The sequence below is a fragment of the Microvirga sp. 2YAF29 genome, from assembly GCF_052114605.1.
Lineage (GTDB): Bacteria > Pseudomonadota > Alphaproteobacteria > Rhizobiales > Beijerinckiaceae > Microvirga.
In genome coordinates, this window is record NZ_JBFRFB010000008.1 from 86711 (window position 1) to 106448 (window position 19738).

The 19738-nt window shown below is 61.9% G+C and carries 19 protein-coding genes and 1 tRNA gene; 17 read left to right on the top strand and 3 right to left on the bottom strand.

Annotation, left to right across the window (positions count from 1 at the left end; translation table 11 throughout):
• The 5 genes from AB4Y85_RS12480 to AB4Y85_RS12500 all read left to right on the top strand — a co-directional run bounded on the left by AB4Y85_RS12480 (position 1) and on the right by AB4Y85_RS12500 (position 5547).
• Positions 1-2145, top strand: a complete 2145-nt coding sequence (locus tag AB4Y85_RS12480) for a sensor histidine kinase (protein WP_441985222.1) — start codon at positions 1-3, stop codon at positions 2143-2145.
• A gap of 82 nt (positions 2146-2227) precedes the next feature.
• The gene (locus AB4Y85_RS12485) at positions 2228-3520 is read left to right on the top strand and encodes an amidase (RefSeq protein ID WP_441985223.1); all 1293 of its coding nucleotides are present in this window, start codon (positions 2228-2230) and stop codon (positions 3518-3520) included.
• Positions 3521-3826: 306 nt separating this feature from the next.
• Complete coding sequence (locus tag AB4Y85_RS12490; protein WP_441985224.1) at positions 3827-4717, top strand: hypothetical protein; 891 nt, start codon at positions 3827-3829, stop codon at positions 4715-4717.
• Positions 4718-4875: 158 nt separating this feature from the next.
• Positions 4876-5103: a DUF6894 family protein gene (locus tag AB4Y85_RS12495; RefSeq protein ID WP_441985225.1), complete on the top strand. Its 228-nt coding sequence runs from the start codon at positions 4876-4878 to the stop codon at positions 5101-5103.
• A 78-nt stretch (positions 5104-5181) separates the two neighbouring features.
• Positions 5182-5547, top strand: coding sequence for a YbaN family protein (locus AB4Y85_RS12500; protein WP_441985226.1), 366 nt, complete (start codon positions 5182-5184; stop codon positions 5545-5547).
• 31 nt (positions 5548-5578) lie between these two features.
• On the opposite strand, the gene AB4Y85_RS12505 is transcribed toward AB4Y85_RS12500, so the two are convergent.
• Complete coding sequence (locus tag AB4Y85_RS12505) at positions 5579-6544, bottom strand: calcium-binding protein (protein ID WP_441985227.1); 966 nt, start codon at positions 6542-6544, stop codon at positions 5579-5581.
• 492 nt (positions 6545-7036) lie between these two features.
• Here AB4Y85_RS12505 and AB4Y85_RS12510 point away from each other — a divergent pair, with 492 nt between their 5' ends.
• The 9 genes from AB4Y85_RS12510 to AB4Y85_RS12550 all read left to right on the top strand — a co-directional run bounded on the left by AB4Y85_RS12510 (position 7037) and on the right by AB4Y85_RS12550 (position 17165).
• Positions 7037-7954, top strand: coding sequence for a phosphatidylglycerol lysyltransferase domain-containing protein (locus AB4Y85_RS12510; protein WP_441985228.1), 918 nt, complete (start codon positions 7037-7039; stop codon positions 7952-7954).
• A 304-nt stretch (positions 7955-8258) separates the two neighbouring features.
• Complete coding sequence (locus AB4Y85_RS12515; protein ID WP_441985229.1) at positions 8259-9035, top strand: FadR/GntR family transcriptional regulator; 777 nt, start codon at positions 8259-8261, stop codon at positions 9033-9035.
• Positions 9025-10080: an ABC transporter ATP-binding protein gene (locus AB4Y85_RS12520; protein ID WP_441985230.1), complete on the top strand. Its 1056-nt coding sequence runs from the start codon at positions 9025-9027 to the stop codon at positions 10078-10080. Before AB4Y85_RS12515 ends, AB4Y85_RS12520 begins: the two co-directional genes overlap by 11 nt.
• A complete protein-coding gene (locus tag AB4Y85_RS12525; protein ID WP_441985231.1) occupies positions 10080-11183 on the top strand; it encodes an ABC transporter ATP-binding protein in 1104 nt (367 codons plus the stop codon). Before AB4Y85_RS12520 ends, AB4Y85_RS12525 begins: the two co-directional genes overlap by 1 nt.
• Before the next feature lie 42 nt (positions 11184-11225).
• Positions 11226-12725 (top strand): ABC transporter substrate-binding protein, encoded by a 1500-nt coding sequence (locus AB4Y85_RS12530; protein WP_441985232.1) that lies wholly within the window; start codon positions 11226-11228, stop codon positions 12723-12725.
• A gap of 75 nt (positions 12726-12800) precedes the next feature.
• A complete protein-coding gene (locus tag AB4Y85_RS12535; protein ID WP_441985233.1) occupies positions 12801-13748 on the top strand; it encodes an ABC transporter permease in 948 nt (315 codons plus the stop codon).
• Positions 13745-14620, top strand: a complete 876-nt coding sequence (locus AB4Y85_RS12540; protein WP_441985234.1) for an ABC transporter permease — start codon at positions 13745-13747, stop codon at positions 14618-14620. The genes AB4Y85_RS12535 and AB4Y85_RS12540 overlap by 4 nt, the downstream gene beginning before the upstream one ends.
• A 25-nt stretch (positions 14621-14645) precedes the next feature.
• Positions 14646-16439 carry a gamma-glutamyltransferase family protein gene (locus tag AB4Y85_RS12545; protein ID WP_441985235.1) on the top strand — a complete coding sequence of 598 codons (1794 nt, stop codon included), beginning with the start codon at positions 14646-14648 and terminating at the stop codon, positions 16437-16439.
• Positions 16440-16451: 12 nt separating this feature from the next.
• Complete coding sequence (locus AB4Y85_RS12550) at positions 16452-17165, top strand: DUF1028 domain-containing protein (protein WP_441985236.1); 714 nt, start codon at positions 16452-16454, stop codon at positions 17163-17165.
• A 77-nt stretch (positions 17166-17242) separates the two neighbouring features.
• Here the strand turns inward: AB4Y85_RS12550 and AB4Y85_RS12555 are convergent.
• Positions 17243-17318 (bottom strand) — tRNA-Ala (locus AB4Y85_RS12555).
• Between the two features lie 179 nt (positions 17319-17497).
• Between AB4Y85_RS12555 and AB4Y85_RS12560 the strand changes: the two genes are divergently transcribed.
• The 3 genes from AB4Y85_RS12560 to folD are packed head-to-tail and all read left to right on the top strand — an operon-like array spanning position 17498 to position 19019.
• Complete coding sequence (locus AB4Y85_RS12560) at positions 17498-17788, top strand: YggT family protein (protein ID WP_441985237.1); 291 nt, start codon at positions 17498-17500, stop codon at positions 17786-17788.
• Positions 17789-17799: 11 nt separating this feature from the next.
• The gene (locus AB4Y85_RS12565; protein ID WP_441985238.1) at positions 17800-18120 is read left to right on the top strand and encodes a DUF167 family protein; all 321 of its coding nucleotides are present in this window, start codon (positions 17800-17802) and stop codon (positions 18118-18120) included.
• Entirely contained in the window at positions 18117-19019 is a 903-nt protein-coding gene (gene folD, locus AB4Y85_RS12570; protein WP_441985239.1) for a bifunctional methylenetetrahydrofolate dehydrogenase/methenyltetrahydrofolate cyclohydrolase FolD, read from the top strand. The genes AB4Y85_RS12565 and folD overlap by 4 nt, the downstream gene beginning before the upstream one ends.
• Here folD and AB4Y85_RS12575 read toward each other — a convergent pair.
• Positions 19016-19618, bottom strand: a complete 603-nt coding sequence (locus AB4Y85_RS12575; RefSeq protein ID WP_441985345.1) for a hypothetical protein — start codon at positions 19616-19618, stop codon at positions 19016-19018. The two genes, folD and AB4Y85_RS12575, sit on opposite strands and share 4 nt — an antisense overlap.
• Positions 19619-19738: the final 120 nt, after the last annotated feature.

Sequence of the window (19738 nt, forward strand, 5' to 3'; positions counted from 1 at the left end):
ATGACGGACAGGGTCGACGGGCATTCGGAAACAGGCCGAGCGATGTGGAGTTTTCCCATCGTCGCCCGCACGTCGCTGAGGCAGGTGCTCTGGGGCCTCGTCTTCGCTCTCACCCTCCCTGCCATCCTGATCGCGGCCGCCGGCTTCTATTCGAGCTACCGGGCCGAACGGGATGCGATGGATCAACGGTTGCAGGAGACCGTGCGCGCCCTTGCCTCGTCCCTGGACCGGGAGATCGAGAAGAGCGAAACGGCCTTGCGCGCATTGGCTTTCTCTCAAAGCGTTCGTGATGGAGATTTCGCGGCGTTCTATGAGCAGGTCTCGCAGATCGGCCTGGCGAGGCCGTCCTGGGTCGCGTTGATCCGGCCGGATGGAAGCGTGATCTTCAACACTCGTTTGCCCTATGGCGTGAAGCTTCCGGATACCAGCAGGCCGGGAGACATCCGGCGCGTCGTTGAAACGCGTCAATCTCAGCTCTCCGATCTTCAGTCAGGGCAGTTCACGGGCCAGCCCCTCGTGCTTCTGGATGTCCCGGTCGTCATCGCCGACAAGGTTGCCTATGTGCTCTCGGTCGCCATCGGCTTCGAGGTATTCCAGCAGCTGATCACGGATCAGAGGATCAACGACGGCTGGAACGGCGCCATCCTCGACAAGAGCGGTCGCATCATCGCCCGCCTGCGCGCGCCGGATCAGTTCGTCGGACAATTGGCCCGCTCTGCGCTGCGTGAGGCGATTGCGGCTTCCCCCGAAGGCCATGTGCAGAGCGTGACGCTGGATGGTGTGCCCGTGCGCTCCTATTTCAGCCGCTCGGCTGTCTATGGCTGGGCGTTCATCCTCAGCGTTCCGGACGTTGAGCTGTCGGAGTCCGTACGCCGCTCCCTGTTCTGGCTGTTTGTCATGGCCGGCTGCATCGGTGTGGGAATCGTGCTGGTCGCCATTCTCTCACGGCTCGTCGCACGCCCGGTCGATCAGCTCGTGGCGGCAGCGCAGGCTCTTGCGGGGGGTAAGGATGTGGAGCCCGCTACCACGCGCGTTCTGGAATTCGACACGATCCAGAAGGCCATCGCCGATGCCGCCGCCGATCTGCGCGATCAGGAGAAAGGGCGGGAGGAAGCTCTCGCGCGCATTGCCGAAAGCGAGGCCCGTCTGAAGCTTGCCCTCAATGCGGGCAATCTCGGGTCATGGGAGTACACGCCCTCGACCGGAGCCTTCATCACTTCGCCCGCCTGCCGCGCGAATTTCGGACGCGAGCCGGACGAGCCTTTCTCTTATGCGGATCTCGTCGCATCCATTCACCCGGATGACCGCGCCCATCTGGTGCAGGCGGTTGCGAAGGCAGTGTCGACGCGCTGTGACCTGCATGTGGAATACCGCACGATCTGGCCGGATGGCAGCGAGCATTGGATCCGCATCAGCGGCCGCATGCGCGTGGGGCCGGATGAGCGTTTATCCATGGTGGGCGTGTCTCAGGACATCACTGAGAACAAGTTGGCCGAGGAGCGTCAGGCCATTCTGCTCCACGAGCTCGATCACCGGGTCAAGAACACGCTGGCCACGGTGCAATCCGTCGCTTCCATGACACGCCGCTCCGCACAGCAGGGCGATCCTGCAGCCTGGGAGACCTTCATGGGCCGCATCCAGGGTCTTGCGAAGACGCACGATCTTCTCACGGCGTCCCAATGGCAGGGGGCACTCCTGTCGGATGTGCTCAACAACGAGCTGGAGCCTTACCAGGACAGCATGCGCCAGCGCATCCGCCTGCGCGGCCCCAAGGTCAATCTACAGCCGAGCGCCGTTCTCGCGCTCGGACTTGCGACCCACGAAATGGCGACCAATGCCACGAAGTATGGAAGCCTCTCCTCGCCGGAGGGCAGGATCAATGTCATGTGGGCCGTGACTCCGGCGCTCAACCCTCCGGTGCTGATCGTGGAATGGGTGGAAAGCGGCGGGCCGCGCGTCATGCCTCCTGCGCGTGAAGGTTTCGGCACCAAGCTGATCCAGCGCGGCCTCGCACAGCAGCTCGGCGGAGAGATCAAGCTGGATTTCCGGCCTGAAGGTATCCGCTGCGTCATCACCTTCCCGCTCCAGAGCGTCCTGGCGTTGCAGGAGGAGCCAGAGCCCGATGAGGATCGCTACGCCTCCTGAGGGAGGCAAGCTCATCGTGCTTGACACCCGGTCATGGTCGGGGAAGGTGTCTTGAACCATGGCTTCTGCGGGCTGATCGGGCATGACGACGACACGCGACAAACTGGAGATGGTCCTGGCGCGGCTTGCTGCGCGCGCAGAGGACGAGCGCGTCTTCATGGGGCTTTATCCCGAGGCTGCCCGCGCCGCGGCCGATGCCGCCGATGACCGTAGGCTGGCCGGCGTGTCACTTGGGCCGCTCGACGGCATGCTGGTATCCATCAAGGATCTCTTCGATGTGGCAGGCGAAGTGACGACGGCCGGCTCCATCGTTCTGCGCGATGCTCCACCTGCCGCCAAAGATGCCGCCATAGTGAGCCGGCTGCGGCAGGCAGGCGCCGTGATCCTCGGCAAGACCGGCATGGTGGAATTCGCCTTTTCCGGTCTTGGACTCAATCCTAATTACGGCACGCCCGGCAATGCGGTCGACCCGGCGCGCATCCCCGGCGGGTCGTCGTCGGGTGCGGGCGTGTCCGTCGCGGAAGGCACGAGCGAGATCGCTATCGGCAGCGATACGGGCGGATCGGTACGCATTCCCGCTGCGTTCAACGGCGTCGTCGGGTTCAAGCCGACGGCTCGCCGCGTGCCGCTCGACGGCGCTTTCCCCCTCGCGCCGAGCCTCGACTCCATCGGGCCGCTGGCGCGCAACGTACAGCATTGCGCCCTTGCTGACGCGGTGATGGCGGGGGAGGAGCCTCATATCCTTGATCCTTATCCGCTGGCCGGGTTGCGGATCGGTGTTCCACGCGGGCGCCTGTTCGCCGAGACCGAAGGAATGGTGGAGATCGCATTCGAGAAGACACTCGGTCTTCTTGGCAGAACCGGCGCACGGATCGTGGATCACGACATCGACGATCTCCTTCGGGCCATGCGGGAAGCCACGCTTCATGCCTCCATCGCAGCCATCGAAGCCGCTGAGATTCATGCGGACTGGCTCACGACGCGCGCGGAGGATATCGATCCGCGTGTCCATCATTGGCTGGTGCGCAGCAGTGCCGTTCCGGCCCATATCTACCTGCGCATGATGCGCCGTCGCCGCTCCCTGATCGAAGCGATGGACCGGCGCCTTGCCGTCGTGGATGTCCTGGCCCTGCCGACGACGGCGATCACGGCCCCCCTGATGGCGCCGCTCGAAGCCGATGAGGTTCTCTACAACGACGCCGACAGGCTGATCCTGCGCAACACGCAGATGGCCAATCAATTCGACCTGACATCCGTATCCCTGCCTTTGCCGCATTGCGAGCGGCCTGTCGGCCTGATGCTGGTGGCCCGGCATGGTTCGGATCGACGCTTGCTTGAGATCGCGGCCGGGATCGAAGCGCTTCTCGCTTCATGAACCCGGCGTGGAAAGGGTCGCCTCCGCAATCAGAGCGGGTATTGCGGCAAAGGTTAGAATGCTAGTGTAAATGATATTCATTGTACGAAATCTTGTAATGTAACTTAATAAACGAAATAAAATAATTCTATTTACATGTTGTATAATAACTAATCCAAAATAATTACCTATTCCGAGACAATTTTCGGAACAACCTACGATAAATTTGCATCTTCATAGCACGGGGGTTGTTCGTCGCCTTGAGGAGAGTGGGTGATGTCTCTGCGTAGAAGACGCTATGAAGTTATCTGCAGTGCTGCAGTATTGATGCTTGCCTGTACTTTGTCCGCCCCGGCTGATGCCCAATCGAGGGGTGGAGATGGCGGCGATCGACCGGGCCGAAGCGATAATGGCGGCCTCGGCATCGGTCTCAGTCTTGGAGGCATCAATGCCGGACTAGGTGTTGGTGGATCCGATGGTCTCGGCGTTGGCGTCGGGGCGAGTGTCGGCGATGCTAACGGAGTGAATGCGGGCCTCGGCGCGAATGTCGGCGGCTCGACGGGCGTGGGTGCCGGGCTGGGAGCCAGTGTCGGTGGTTCCGACGGTGTGAACGCAGGTGCCGGAGCCAATGTCGGCGGATCGCGTGGCATCGATGCCGGCGTTGGTGCCAACGCCGGTGGATCACAGGGCGTTACCGCCGGTGTCGGGGCCAACGTGGGCGGCTCGCGCGGCGTAAGTGCCGGCCTGGGTGCCAATGTCGGAGGATCCGACGGCATCTCGGCGACCGGCAATGTCGGTATCGGCGGTTCTAACGGGGTGAATACCGGAATCGGCGCGAATGTCGGTGGCTCGAACGGCGTCGATGTCGGCGTGGGCATCGGTGTCGGTGGCGGCTCCAATGGAGGCGGCACTCCCGGAAACGGCAACAATAACGGCGGAGGCGGCGGCATCATCGGAGGTGTCGGTGGCGGTACGGTTGGCGGCAATACCGGTCGCCCAGGCCCCAACAATCCGAGCCCCGGCGCACAGAATCCCGGGCAGAATCCCGGCATGAATCCAGGCTCGAACCCGAACGTCGCGGCGGCATGGCGGTCCATGAGCAGCGATGAGCAGCAGAAGCTTCGGCGGAGTTGCGCTGGGGTGCTGGCATCGCCAGGTAACTTCGAAAACGACCTGACAGCGCTTTGTCAGTTCGTCGGCAGAGTATCGGCGCGATGAAAAATGTGTGGGCGGAGCCATGAGGCTCTGCCCACTTTTTTGACTTGGTTCACTCTTGAACTAATCTACCGACATGCTGGCTTCCCGATGAAAACATCGAACGTTTGAGAGCGGCGGCAAAGATGCAAGTAATACAGGCTGCAGAAGCGAGCCGCGCCATGCGATACTATTTTCATTTGGTCAGCAGCATGGGAAAGATCCCGGACAGTGAAGGCGTCGAGGTAGCAAGCCTCAGCCACGCGAAAACGCAGGCATTGATGGCTATCGAAGAGTTGCGGTCCGAAGACGATACCACGGATGAGGATTGGGCGGGTTGGAGATTGGAGGTCACGGACGCGTCGGGAGAACTGATGATGGTTTTCGACCTCGGTTACGGCCTGTCCTGATCGGAAGGGATCTGTCGCCTCATCCCCGTTCGGCTGCTATACGCCTCTCATGAGAGCCAGCCTCAACGGATCAATTCCATGCGTCGCGTTCATCTGACCCTCGGCTATCTCAGCCTGACGCTCGGTGTGATCGGCATCGCGCTTCCGCTGCTGCCGACGACGCCTTTCCTCATTCTCGCGGCCTGGTGTTTCGCGCGCTCCAATCCGGCACTAGCGGCGAGGCTCTATGAGCACCGTCGGTTCGGTGCGCATCTCACCGCGTGGCGCGACCAGGGCGCTATCTCTCGGCGGGCGAAAGTGCTGGCCCTTTCATCGCTCCTGATTTGCTACTTGATCAGCATCAGGCTGATCGAGAGCCGATATCTGCCCTTCATTTTAGCGTCAATCATGGGCAGCGTGGCGCTCTATATCGCCACGCGTCCCCTGCCTTCAGAGCGAGAATAGGCAAGGAGCCGAGCGGCGCCTCGCCCTCCCACTAAACGATGCGGAAATCGTCGTTGGTCAGCCTGAGGCCGGTGGAAATTTTAGTGATCGCGACCTGCTCCGCCGCGCCAATGCCGTCGGGATCGTAATAGAGAAAACCTCCGGCCGAGTCATAGATGATACGATCCGTGGAATCGTGGGCGGCTGTTCCCTTCCAGAAATGCGAAGATATCAGGCGGCCCTCCGGACCGGCCTCGGTGAAGACGTTGCTCTCCAGCCAAACCGTGTCATCGGCCACGGAGAAGTCGCGGATTGTATCGAGATTGGTTGTGCCATTGGGTTTCGTGTTGAACAAGAACGCATCCTGCCCCGCGCCCCCATGCATGTTATCGGCACCAGAGCCGCCCGAGAGAAGATCATCACCTCTACCACCGGTCATACGGTCGTTGCCGGCGCCGGCATACAGCTTGTCGTTTCCTTCTCCGCCCTTGATGATGTCGTTTCGGGGCGTTCCGTTTATGCCGTCATCCACCTTCATATAGGCGAGCTGTCCAAAGAGCGGAGCTTCCGACCGGCTAATGCCCCACGGGTAGTTGGCTGACCAATCGATGCCCACCGAATTCATGACCGATGCTACGACTGAATTGCTGTTGAGGTCGTCGCCACGAAAATTCCCGAAAATGTCGATGCTGTAATCCAGGTTGGCATGGTCGATATTCTGAGCGTGCTTTACCATGACCTTCCACACATCATCGGCATTGCGGCCGCCGAGGTCGAGCTCCCTGTGATGCCGGTTGACAAGGGTATCCGAACCACGGGCATCGGGCGATGTGGAGAGATTCGCGTTCGCCAGGGTCTCCAGCTTGCCCCCATCGCCGAGAGTCCCGCGGATCACCTTCTCCGAAATTACGTTACCGGCGTCATCGGTCTGTGTCTTGATGAGATAGAGATGATAAAAGCCCGGGTTGATGCTTTGAAATTCGAGAGGCTTGGCTTCGATGGCGATGGCTGTCGGCATGGGTGATACCTTTGAGGGGAACACGGGAAAACCGTGGCATCACCATCAACAAAGGTGATGCCTTCGCTGTTCCAAGGTTTTCCTCGAGAAGAGAATGGCGATGTCGCCACTGATGCGGAGCGGTTGCTCAAAAATGTTGCAGCTTGCGGCGTCTCGTCGCTTCGACGGAAGAGGTATCCGTCCCTGCCTCAAAGGAGCCAAATCCTCAGGCTAGCATTTGTAGAACAGCCGACAGGACACGAAGCGGTTGTCGAGCCGTTCACTGGTATTCATTTGCAGTGCTACTCGTGAGCTGCCACCGGGTTCCCCAAAATTTCCAAGGCGTAAGATCATGACTTGATACAAGATCGTCCGCATCGATCCTAAGCCCGGAGCCGTCAGATGCATGACAGGCAAACGTCATCGGAACCCAATCGGCATGGCAGGCCCCTGCCGTGGAGAACTCCCGGTGATCGTCATCCGAGATTGCTTAGGGATTAAAAGGCGCTGTACATGCTCAGTATCCCTGATGAACTCTCTGGCCTCTCAGCAATCAATGTCGAGGATCACAAGGTCTTTTCAGACGCAGTCGAGAACAATCCGATCACCTCGCATCTGCACTACTTTCCTTTCCTCAATCTCTTCGGCAATCACGTCAAGAAGCAGGCCCTGCTCTTTGAGCAAGTCGAAGGCTCCGTTCTGATTTACCTGCTGCGGCAGGGGCAGCGCCGCTTGCGACTGAGCCTCTATCTTCCCCCTTTCCCGTTCAGTCTCGCCGCGCTTCGCCATGCCCAGGAGCGGATGCAGGATTTCAATGGCAGTCGGTCGGGCCGGATCGTCTGGGTGCAGGAGAGCGATGTCATTCCCGTCGCACGGGCAGGCTTCGAGATCTTCTTCAAGGAAGAAGAGTTCATCTTCGACCGCGCAGCAGTCATGGCGCTGGAGGGCCCTGGTTTCCGAAGCCTTCGTCAGGAACTCTCTCGCGCCAGGAAGCCGGGCCAGGTTGAAACGCGGCACTACACCTCCAAGGATCGGAAGGCCTGCATCGCCCTCGTGGAGGATTGGTGGGATCGGCTCGTCGCCACCGGCATGAAGGCCAACGGATACAGCTACACGATCGCCTGCCTGGAAATGGCCGACCGTTTCCCGCAATCCCTGCTCAACGGGCTGGTCGTCGAGGTGAATGGAGAGGTGCGCGGCTTCGCTTTCTCGGGGTCCGTCACCGGCACCATGGGATGCAACTTCCTCTGCATCACCGACAATGACTTTCGCGGTCTCCCCCATCTCCTGCGCTACCGCCTCATGGACGAGTTCCCCGGCCTCATCCGCTTCAACGACTCGACGGATGCCGGCCGCCCCGGCCTACGAGAACTGAAGCAGCGGTTCCGCCCGATAGCGATGCACGGCCTCTTCGGCGCGCGGGAGGCTTAAGAAAGTTCACCCGGTTGCGAAGCGGGGGCGGCTGTAGCCGATCTACAGCCGCTCTTGCGTCATGCACTGGCGGGCGGTCTTCATTGCTCTCATAAGCTGTAGGATCGCACTGAAAGCAGCGACGGATGCCGCGAACCGGGCCTCCAGTTCAATCCCGTATTCAACTAATGAACCAGCATGAAACCAATTGGCAATTGGTTTCATGCTGGTCTAGCATGCTTGCGCTAAGGCACGAGAGGACGAACGAAAGTTCTACAATCCGAGCTTGAGACAACATGATTGGTTCATGGAGGAGCCTTGCCGAGTGGCACCGCTTGATACCCTGTCGGACAGTTCGAGTGTCGCTCTCGAACGGCTGCGCGCGCTCCTGGAGGAAGGCTCGTTCTCCCAGGATCAGCGGCTTCCGTCAGAGCGGTCCCTCGCGGCTGAGATCGGCATCGGGCGGCGCGCCTTGCGCCGGGCTCTTGAGGTGCTGGAAGCCGAAGGACGTATCTGGCGGCATCAGGGTAAGGGCACCTTCGTCGGATCCCGGCCTGTCCAGCACCAGTCGAGCCTCGACGAATTGTCGAAGCGGACGCATCCTCTGGAAATAATGGACGTGCGTTTGGCAATCGAGCCGGCTCTCGCCCGGCTCGCGGCCCTGCATGCCACAAACGGAGATATCGAGCGCCTCGATCGGCTCGCCGACAAGACCGCGATTACAGTTGACGCCGATTCCCGCGAGCTTTGGGATAGCGCCCTGCACCGCGCCATCGCGGAAGCCGCAGGCAACAGCCTTCTCCTGGCGATCTTCGGCATGGTCGATCAGATCCGTCAGGACGTGACATGGCGCCTGATGCGTGAGCGGGCACGGTCCGAGGAACGTCAGCGGATTTACGTGAACCAGCACCGGCAAGTAGTCTCAGCCATCGCTCAGCGAAACGGGCACGCGGCGGAATTGGCCATGCGTGAGCATCTGGAATTCGTGCGGGACAATTTGGTGAGAGTCATGACCCATCCGCGATCCGAGCGGATCGACGAAGTGAGCTCGATGCGCGCGATGCTCGACGAGACGAAGGAAGACATTCGACATGGGACATGAAGCGGTCCAGCAGGTGAGACACGCCGAGCATTCCAGCCATATTGCGCCGTCATCCGAAGAGCCGCTGCTCAGCGTGCAGGGATTGTCGGTTCGGTTCGACGGCTCGCCGAAGAACATCAATGTGGTCGATGATGTGTCCTTCTCGGTGAGCAAAGGCAAGACGCTCTGCATCGTCGGCGAATCCGGTTGCGGCAAGAGCGTGACGTCGCTGGCGCTCATGGGCCTTCTGCCGACCCCTCCGGCGCGTATCGTCGGAGGTTCTGCTATCTTCGGCGGACAGGATCTGCTGACCCTCTCCGAGCGCGAGCGGGCGGATCTGCGCGGCGACCGCATGGCGATGATCTTCCAAGAGCCCATGACGTCGCTCAATCCCGCCTTCACCGTCGGCGATCAGATCGCGGAAGGCATCGTGCGTCACAAGAAGGTTTCCAAGGTCGAGGCCATGGAACGCGCGCTCGACATGCTGAAAAAGGTGCGCATCCCCGCGCCCGAGAAACGGCTTCGCGCCTATCCGCATGAGATGTCGGGCGGCATGCGCCAGCGTGTGATGATCGCCATGGCCCTTGCCAACGATCCGCAGCTTCTTATCGCCGACGAGCCGACCACGGCGCTCGACGTGACCATCCAGGCGCAGATCCTGATGCTGATCCGACGCCTGCAGGAGGAGACGGGCACGGCCATGATCCTCATCACCCATGATCTCGGCGTTGTGGCCGAGGTCGCGGACGAGGTGGCCGTCATGTATGCGGGGCGCGTGGTCGAAACCGGCTCCGTCGAGGCGATCTTCGAGGATCCGCAGCATCCCTATACGATCGGGCTCATGGGCTCCGTGCCGTCCCTCGGACGCCGTCAGGGACGGCTCGCCACGATCCGCGGTTCGGTGCCCCCGGCTGAGCTGATGCCGAAAGGCTGCCGGTTCACGCCCCGCTGCCCCTTCTCCGACACTCGCTGCGCAAACGATCCGCCGCCGCTTGCCGAGATCAATCCCGGCCATCGCGCGCGATGCTGGTACGCGCCGCTCGAACAGCATCGTGGAGTTGCCTGATGAGCGTGATGCCTGTGACCAACGACATCATTCTCGAAGGCATCGATCTGAAGAAGCATTTCGGCGGAGGCGGCTTGCTGTCCTCGCCGACCGTGGTACGTGCGGTCGATGGCGTTTCCCTGGGCGTCCAGCGCGGCGAAACCTTCGCCATCGTGGGCGAATCCGGTTGCGGCAAGTCGACCCTCGGCCGGTTGCTTCTTCGCCTCATCGAGCCCACGGGCGGCGATGTGCGCTACGAGGGACGGTCGATCCTCACGCTCAACAAGAGCGAGCTGCGCAAGTTGCGCCGCGAATTGCAGATCATTTTCCAGGATCCCTTCGCCTCTCTCAACCCGCGGATGAATGTGGGCGATATCATCGCCGAGCCGATCTGGCTGCACAACCTTGCCGCCGGCAAGGAAAAGCGTGAGCGCGTGGCCGATCTCATGCGCATCGTGGGACTTCTGCCCACGCATACGGACAGGTATCCGCACGAGTTTTCCGGCGGTCAGCGTCAACGCATCGGCATTGCCCGCGCGCTTGCCGGCGAACCCAAGCTGATCATCGGCGACGAGCCGGTCTCCGCTCTCGACGTGTCGATCCAGGCGCAGATCATCAATCTTCTGGAAGACCTGAAGGAACGCTTCGGCCTGACACTCGTGATCGTGGCGCACGATCTCGCCGTCATCCGCCACATGAGCGACCGTGTGGCCGTGATGTATCTGGGCGAGATCGTCGAATTGTCGGAGACGGATGCGCTCTTCGACGATCCGCTTCATCCCTATACCCAGGCTCTGCTCGCGGCGATCCCGTCTCCGAGCCCCGTGAACCGCCAGTCGAAGGCGCTCTTGCAAGGCGATGTGCCAAGCCCGGCAGCTCCGCCCTCGGGCTGCCGCTTTCATACACGCTGCCCGCATGTCAGGCCGTTCTGCAAGGAGCAGCATCCAGCGCTGGAAACCGCATCCGACGGGCGCAGGGTCGCGTGCCATTTCTGGCGCGAAATTCAAAATGCGGGCGCGGGTTCCATCCGCGCGCCTTCTCAAAGCGCAGCGCTTTCCAAGCGTCTGGCGCTCTATCGAACTTGGCGTGACAGGCAGGACAAGCCCGTCACGGCGGGCCCCTGAACCAAGTGAAATAAATCCAGAGGAAACTTGGAGGACTAAGGAATGAAGAAAAGACTGCTCCTGGCCGTGGCGGCTGGGCTCCTCGTGAGCACTGCCGCCTCCGCGCAAACCCTTCGCATCGGCCTGAACGAAGATCCGGACGTGCTCGATCCGCATCGCGCACGCACCTTCGTCGGCCGCATCGTGTTCACCTCGCTGTGCAACAAGCTCGTGGACATTACCCCCGACCTGAAGTTCACGCCCGAGCTTGCCACCGAGTGGAGCTGGAGCGACGACGGCAAAGCGCTCACCTTCAAGCTGCGCCCGGGCGTCACGTTCCATGACGGCGAGAAGATGGATGCGGCCGCCGTGAAGGCCAATCTCGACCGTGCGCGCACCCTGCCGGACTCGTTGCGCAAGAGCGAGCTGACTTCGGTTGAAAGCGTCGATGTAGTCGACGACTTGACGGTGAAGGTCAATCTCTCGCGTCCGGATGCGACCCTGCTCTCGCAGCTCTCCGACCGCGCCGGCATGATCCTGTCGCCGAAGGCCATGACTTCCGCCGATTTCGCCCAGAAGCCGGTCTGCTCCGGCCCTTACAAGTTCGTCGAACGTGTGCAGAACGACCGTATCGTTCTCGAGCGCTTCAAGGAGCATTGGGACGCGAAGAACTTCAATTTCGATCGCGTGGTCTTCCAGCCGATCCCGGACACGACCGTGCGCCTTGCGAACCTCAAATCGGGCAATCTCGACATGCTCGAGCGCCTTGCACCGAGCGACGTGCCCTCCGCCAAGAGCGATGCCAATCTCGTCTTCGCGCCCGTCACGGGCATCGGCTATCAGGGCATCACGATCAACACCAATAACGGCGAGCGTGCGAAGACCCCGCTCGGTCAGGACAAGCGCGTGCGTCAGGCACTCGAATTGTCCATCGATCGCAACGTGATCAACGAGGTCGTGGGCGCCGGGATCTACCCGCCCGCGGGTCAGCCCTTCCCTGAGGCGAGCCCCTATAACAATCCGAAGTTCGCGGCAGGCAAGCGCGACGTAGCGAAGGCGAAGCAGCTTCTGAAGGAAGCGGGGGTCGAGAAGGTGCAGTTCGAACTCACCTTCGGAACCAGCACCACGACCCAGCAGATCGCCGAGATCGTGCAGGCCATGGCGGCCGAAGCGGGCTTCGAAGTCAAGCTGCGCCCGACCGAGTTCGCGGCCATGCAGAAGGAAGCGCAGTCCGGCAATTTCGACGCCAACATCATCGGCTGGTCGGGCCGCGTCGATCCCGATGGCAACATCCACGCTTTCGCGACCTGCAAGGGTGCCCTCAACGACGGGCGCTATTGCAATGCGGAAGTGGACAAGCTGCTCAACGAGGCGCGCTCCATCAACGACGAGGCCAAGCGCAAGCAACTCTACGACTCCGCGCAGGCCATCCTGAAGGACGACTTGCCGATCATCTACACCTACTACCAGCCCTGGCCCTTCGTGCTCTCGAAGAAGATGCAGGGTTTCAAGCCCTATCCGGACGGCATGATCCGCCTGAAGGGCGTAAAGCTCGGATCGTAACCGGCTAACCAACCGCGTGCCCGGCTTTCTCTGCCGGGCACGCCCTCCTGTTCTTCTCGCGGATGATTTGCGCTGATGCTTCGCTACATCGGACGACGTATTCTGATCGCCATCCCGACACTCATCATCGTGTCGGTGCTGGTCTTTGCCTTGCAGAAACTCCTGCCGGGCGACCCTGTCCTCACCATGGCGGGGGAAGAGCGCGATCCGCAGGTGCTCGCGTTTCTTCGCGAGAAATACCGGTTGGACGATCCGATCCCGGTCCAATACTTCGCCTGGATCGGTTCGGCGCTGACCGGGAATCTTGGAATCTCGCTGCGCACGGACATCCCCGTGCTTACCCTCATTCTCAGCAAGCTCCCGGTGACCATCGAACTCGCCATCATGGCGATGATCGTGGCGCTCGCCATCGGCATTCCGGCCGGCATCGTCTCCGCCGTGAAAAAAGGGACCGCCGTGGATTATGCCGCCAATGTGGTCGCGCTGTCAGGTCTCTCCATCCCGAATTTTTGGCTCGGCATCATGCTCATCATGCTGGTCTCCGTGCGCTGGGGATTGCTGCCCGCATCCGGATATGTGACGCCGACCGAGGACCTGTGGCTCAACATCAAGACCATGCTGATGCCCGCCTTCGTGCTCGGCACGGGCCTTGCTGCGAGCCTCATGCGCCACACCCGCAGCGCCATGCTCGGCGTCATGCGGTCCGATTATATTCGGACCGCCCGCGCCAAGGGCCTGCTCTCCCGCAAGATTATCCTCAAGCATGCGCTGCGCAATGCGCTCGTGCCCATCGTAACTCTCTCGACGCTTCTTTTCGGGGAGCTTCTCGCAGGTGCGGTGTTAACCGAGCAGATCTTCACCATTCCCGGCTTCGGCAAGCTGATCGTGGATGCGGTGTTCAACCGCGACTATGCCGTGGTGCAGGGTGTCGTTCTGTGCACGGCGGTCGGCTTCATCTTCATGAATCTCCTGGCCGATGTGCTCTATGTTCTCGTCAATCCTCGCCTGAGGAACGCCGCATGACCGCTACCGCCGTCGTCACCGAGGATCTCGCGCTTCCGAAAAAGCGCAGCCGCGTCCTCACAAAGTTCCTGAAGAACAAGAGCGCCGTGGTCGGAGGCCTCATCGTCCTGTTCTTCATTCTGGCTGCCATCATCGGGCCGTATCTCGCATCCTACGATCCGATCAAGCCGAGTTTCACCAGCATTCGAAAGGCGCCCTCGGCCCTGTTCTGGTTCGGCACGGACGAACTCGGCCGCGATGTCTTCTCGCGCATGCTCTGGGGCGCGCGGGCCTCCATCATGGCGGGTGTCGTCTCGGTCTTCATCGCCATCGTTCTCGGTGTGCCCTTCGGCCTTATATCGGGTTATTTCGGCGGCTGGACCGATGCCGCGATTTCGCGCGCCACGGATGCCATGCTGGCGATTCCGTTCCTGATCTTCGCCATTGCGCTTGCGGCCTTCCTGGGCCCCAGCCTCACGAACGCGATGATCGCCATCGGCCTCTCGGCCATGCCGATCTTCATCCGCCTCACGCGCGGGCAGGTGCTCACCGTGAAGGCGGAGGATTACGTGGAGGGCGCGCGCGCCATCGGGCTTCCCGATTTCTGGATCATCGTGCGCTATATCCTGCCGAATGTGCTGCCGCCCATCCTCGTGCAGGGCACGCTCACCGTCGCGACCGCCATCATCGCCGAGGCGAGCCTCTCATTCCTCGGCCTAGGTCAGCAGCCGCCCAACCCGTCCTGGGGCTCCATGCTCAATACCGCCAAGAACTTCATGGATCAGGCGCCCTGGATGTCGATCTTCCCCGGTTCCGCGATCTTCCTGATCGTGCTCGGCTTCAACCTTCTCGGCGATGGTCTGCGCGATGCGCTCGACCCTCGCGAACAGTAAGTAACGCCAACTTCGGAAAAATCATATGTTCACGACCCGGCCTGAGATTCTCGGTACATTCGGCATCGTCACCTCGACTCACTGGCTGGCATCCGCCGCCGGCATGGCGATGCTGGAGAAAGGCGGCAACGCCTTCGATGCCTGCGTTGCATCCGGCTTCGTGCTGCAGGTGGTCGAGCCGCATCTCGTCGGCCCGTCCGGCGAAGTGCCGGCTGTGTTCTATTCGGCAAAGACCAAGAAGGTGGAAGTGCTCTGCGGCCAGGGCACCGCGCCGAAGGGCGCAACCATTGCGCATTACAAGAACGAAGGCCTCAAGCTCATCCCCGGCAACGGTCTGCTGGCGACCGTCATCCCCGGCGCGTTCGATGCCTGGATGCTCCTGCTGCGCGACCATGGCATGCTGTCCCTGCGCGACGTGCTGGAGCCCGCCATCTATTATGCCGAGCAGGGCCACCCGCTGCTGCCGCGCGTGTCCAACACCATCAATGATCTGAAGGACTTCTTCAAAACGGAATGGCCCACATCCGCTGCCGTGTTCCTGCCCGGTGGCGAGGCGCCGAAACCGAAGGCTCTCTTCCGCAATCCGCAACTTGCCGATACCTGGAAACGCATTATCCGCGAAGCCGAGGCGAAGGGCTCCAACCGCGAGGCGCAGATCGAAGCCGCGCGCAGCGTTTTCTACAAGGGCTTCGTGGCGGAGGCTATCGATGCCTTCGTGCGCAAGACCGAAGTGATGGACCAAAGCGGGACACGCCATCGCGGCGTGCTCACCGGCGACGACATGGCGGGCTGGTCCGCCAGCTACGACGTGCCGCAGACTTACGAGTATCACAACTACCGGGTCAACAAGATCAGGCCCTGGGGGCAGGGACCCGTGTTCCTGCAGACCCTCGCGCTGTTGAAAGGATTCGACCTTGCCAAGATGGGGCCGACCAGTGGCGAATTCATTCATACGCTGACGGAAGCCATGAAGCTCGCTTTCGCCGATCGCGAGGCCTATTATGGCGATCCGAATTTTGTCGACGTGCCGATGGAGACTCTTCTCTCTGACGCCTACAACAACGAACGCCGCAAGCTGATGACGGATAAGGCATCCCGCGAGCTGCGTCCCGGCACGGTGCCCGGTTATGAATCGCAGGTCGAGCGCACGCTTGCGGCCTTGCGCGATCTCTCCACCACGGACCGCAAGGTCTCGGGAGGCGAGCCGACGCTCGCCTCCATGCGCTCGTCGCGACGCGGCGACACTGTGCATATCGACGTCGTCGACCGCTTCGGCAACATGATCGCCGCGATGCCTTCAGGCGGCTGGCTGCAATCCTCGCCCGTCATTCCGGAACTCGGCTTCATGCTCAACTCGCGGGCCCAGATGTTCTGGCTGGAAGAAGGACTTCCGGCGAGCCTGGAACCCGGCAAACGCCCGCGCACCACGCTCACGCCGACGCTCGCGGAGAAGGACGGCGAGCCCTACATGGTCTTCGGTTCGCCCGGCGGCGACCAGCAGGAGCAGTGGCAGTTACTCCTGTTCCTGCGCCATGCCCATCATGGGCTCAATCTGCAGGAAGCAATCGACCTGCCGATGTCGCATACGGCGCATTTCCCATCCTCCTTCTATCCGCGCGAGCAGAAGCCCGGCCATCTCATGGCCGAGGTGAGCTTCGGCGAGGAGGTTCTCGGTGATCTGCGCGCACGCGGTCACGACGTCGAGGTTGCTCCTGAGTGGACCGTCGGCCGCCTCGTGGCCGCGAGCCGCGATAAGGACGGGCTTCTGCACGGTGCTGCCACGCCACGCCTGATGCAGGCCTATGCGGTCGGCCGCTGAGGGGACTTTATCGTGACCTGGTCGATCATCGCCAAGGATCCTGAGAGCGGCGCCTTCGGCGTCGCCGTCACCACGAAATTCTTCGCAGTCGGGGCGCTTTGCCCCTACGGCGCCGCACAGGTGGGCGCGCTGGCGACGCAGGCCTTCGTCAATCCGCTTTACGGTCACGATGGCCTGCGCTTGCTGGCGGAAGGGAGAAGCGCCGAAGAGATCGTGGCAATTCTCACGGCTGCCGATCCCGGACGGGATGTGCGCCAACTCCATGTCATCGACCGTGAGGGGCGCACAGTCGCCCATACCGGTCGGGAATGTGTGGACTGGTGCGGGCATCTCGCGGAGGACGGAGTCTCGGTTGCCGGCAATATGCTCGCAGGCCCGGCCGTCATCGAGGCGACGCTGGAGGCCTTCAGGCATCACGCGGATCTTCCCTTTGCGGAACGTCTCATGACGGCGCTCGATGCAGGGCAGGCGGAAGGCGGCGACAAGCGCGGCAAGCAATCGGCGGCCCTCAAGGTCTGGCGCACCGAGCTTTACCCCGCGCTGGACTTACGCGTGGACGATCATCTGGAGCCCCTGGAAGAGCTGCGCCGGCTCTACGGCGTCGCTCACGAGCGTTTCCTCGCCTTCATGGAAGCCATGGCCACCCGCACCAACCCCGCGGGAATAACGGATCGGACCTGGATCGATCAGAGAACGCGGGAAATCCAGGACGCGCGACATGGCTGAGAGGAGAGAGGGAGCGGAGCCGAAGGGCGCTGGCTGAGATCCTGAAATGGAGAGGCGATTTCAGGTCGAAGGAATTTTGGTGGAGCTGAGGGGAATCGAACCCCTGACCTCTGCAGTGCGATTGCAGCGCTCTCCCATCTGAGCTACAGCCCCGGTCGCTTTTTCAAGACCAAGCGGGCCGATTTAGGCCTCCCGGCTTCTCTCTGTCAATCGCTCAGGGCCGAGGGAGGGGGGAGCGTTTTGGAGGGTTGGGCCGGTTTTCGGGTCGGATGGGTTGTTCAGCTCCGCTTGGAAGGTTACATGAGCAACGCCCGATCCTGACAGGTTTCCCCATGCGCGCTCTGCTTGAAGTTATTCTGATCGCCCTGCAGCTCTATACATACGTCATCGTCGCCTCGGCGATCTTGAGCTGGCTCATAGCTTTCAATGTGGTCAATACCCGCAGCGAGCTGGTCCGCTCGATCTGGAAGTTCCTGGATGCCCTGACCGAGCCGGTGCTGCGGCCGATCCGTAACATCATGCCGAATCTTGGCGGGGTCGATATCTCGCCTGTGATCCTGATCCTGCTCATCATCTTCATCCAGAAGCTGATCGTCGATTACCTGATCCCGGTTTCCTTCTAAGAGGGATAGGCATGACACCCTGGTGCATTCGTCCTGACGGGCTCGAGTTGCGCGTGCGGGTGACGCCCAGGGGCGGGCGGGACGCCATCGACGGGGTGGATGCCCTGTCGGATGGCCAGCCGGTTCTGAAGGTTCGCGTGCGGGCCGCGCCTGAGGATGGGGCGGCCAACGAGGGGGTGAGGCGGCTTCTCGCCAAGGCGCTGAAGCGCCCGGCGTCCGCTGTCACCCTCGAAGCCGGCGCGACCGCCCGCTTGAAGACATTTCTGATTACCGGCGAAACTGACGCCCTCGCCAAAGACATCGCCGTTCTGACAGGACAAGCGCAGCCATGACCGCCACGATCATCGACGGAAAAGCCTATGCCGAGGGCCTGCGTGCCCGTATCGCGAAAGCGGTTCGGGAATTGTCCGGCAAAGGCTTCACGCCGGGGCTCGCGGTAGTCATCGTCGGCGAGGATCCGGCAAGCCAGCTCTATGTGAAGAACAAGGCCCGCCAGACGGTGGAGGTCGGCATGCACTCCTTCGAGCATGTGCTGCCCGCCTCGACAAGCGAGGCGGAGCTTCTGGCGCTCGTGGGAACGCTCAATGCGGACCCGGCGGTGGACGGCATTCTCGTGCAGCTGCCTCTCCCTAAGCAGATCGACGCGCAGAAGGTGATCGAGGCCATCGATCCGGCGAAGGACGTGGACGGCTTCCACCCCATCAACGCGGGCAAGCTCATGACCGGCGTTCCCGGCCTCGTCTCCTGCACGCCTTTGGGTTGCCTGCTGCTCGTTCAATCCGTGCGCCGGGATCTGGCGGGGCTCAATGCCGTGGTGGTGGGCCGTTCCAACATCGTTGGCAAGCCGATGGCGCAGCTCCTGATCGCGCAGAGCTGCACAGTCACGGTGGCGCATTCCAAGACGAAGGATCTCCCCCAGGTCTGCCGCGAGGCCGATATTCTGGTGGCTGCCGTCGGTCGTCCTGAAATGGTCAAGGGCAATTGGGTGAAGCCCGGCGCCATCGTGATCGATGTGGGCATCAACCGCGTGCCGAATCCGGCAGCAGGCGAGGGCAAAACCAAGGTGGTCGGCGACGTAGCCTATGCGGAGGCAGCTGGGGTCGCCTCCGCGATCACGCCTGTTCCGGGCGGTGTCGGCCCCATGACCATCGCCTGCCTCTTACGCAACACGTTGGAAGCCGCATGCCTGCGCCGCGGCCTCCCGATGCCGGCAGTGGATTTCGCCGCCTAATTCGCCGCGAAGCAGTAGAACAGGCCCGCGCCGCCAGTGCTCTTGAGCGCATCCTGGCTGCATCCGCCGCGTGACGGATGTGAGGCGTTCCAGGATTTGGCCGGTGGCGACTCGTCCAGGCCTGTGCGGTCGTGGTGCCCCAACATGACGGTGCCGTCCGCGCCGCTCTTCGTCCAGTTACCGCAGGTTCGATCCTCGGCTCCTGCGAAGGCCGTGCCGTCGGCCTGCGATCCGGTGAGCATGTCATGCTCATTCGGGGTATCGCCCCGGCCTTTCACCGGCATGCCCTTCTCGGTCAGCGCGGTCTGCTTATTGAGGTTGTTGTTGGCGCCGTGCAGGTCGGCCACGTCCTTGGCGATCACGGCGCCTTTCGCGTTCTGCCACGGGCCTTGGCCGATGCGGTCCTTGGCGTTGACGGCATTAGCCCCTTGCGTCGAGAGATAGGCGCGCCACATCTTGCCACGAATGCCGGCGGCCTCGGCCAGATTCTGGCAATGCCGGTCAGCCCCATCGAGGCCACCGAGATCCGCACCCTTGCCGGAGCCGACGCTGGTGACGAAGAAGCTCGTATCGGCGCTTTGTGCCTGTGCGCCTCCCATGGGCACCAGGGCGAGAAATCCGATGGTAGTAATAAGCGTTACGCTGTCCGTTCCACGCATAGTTTTCCTCCTGTGAAAGACCTCACGACCGTCCTCGTTCAAGGAGACGGTTCAGGGGAG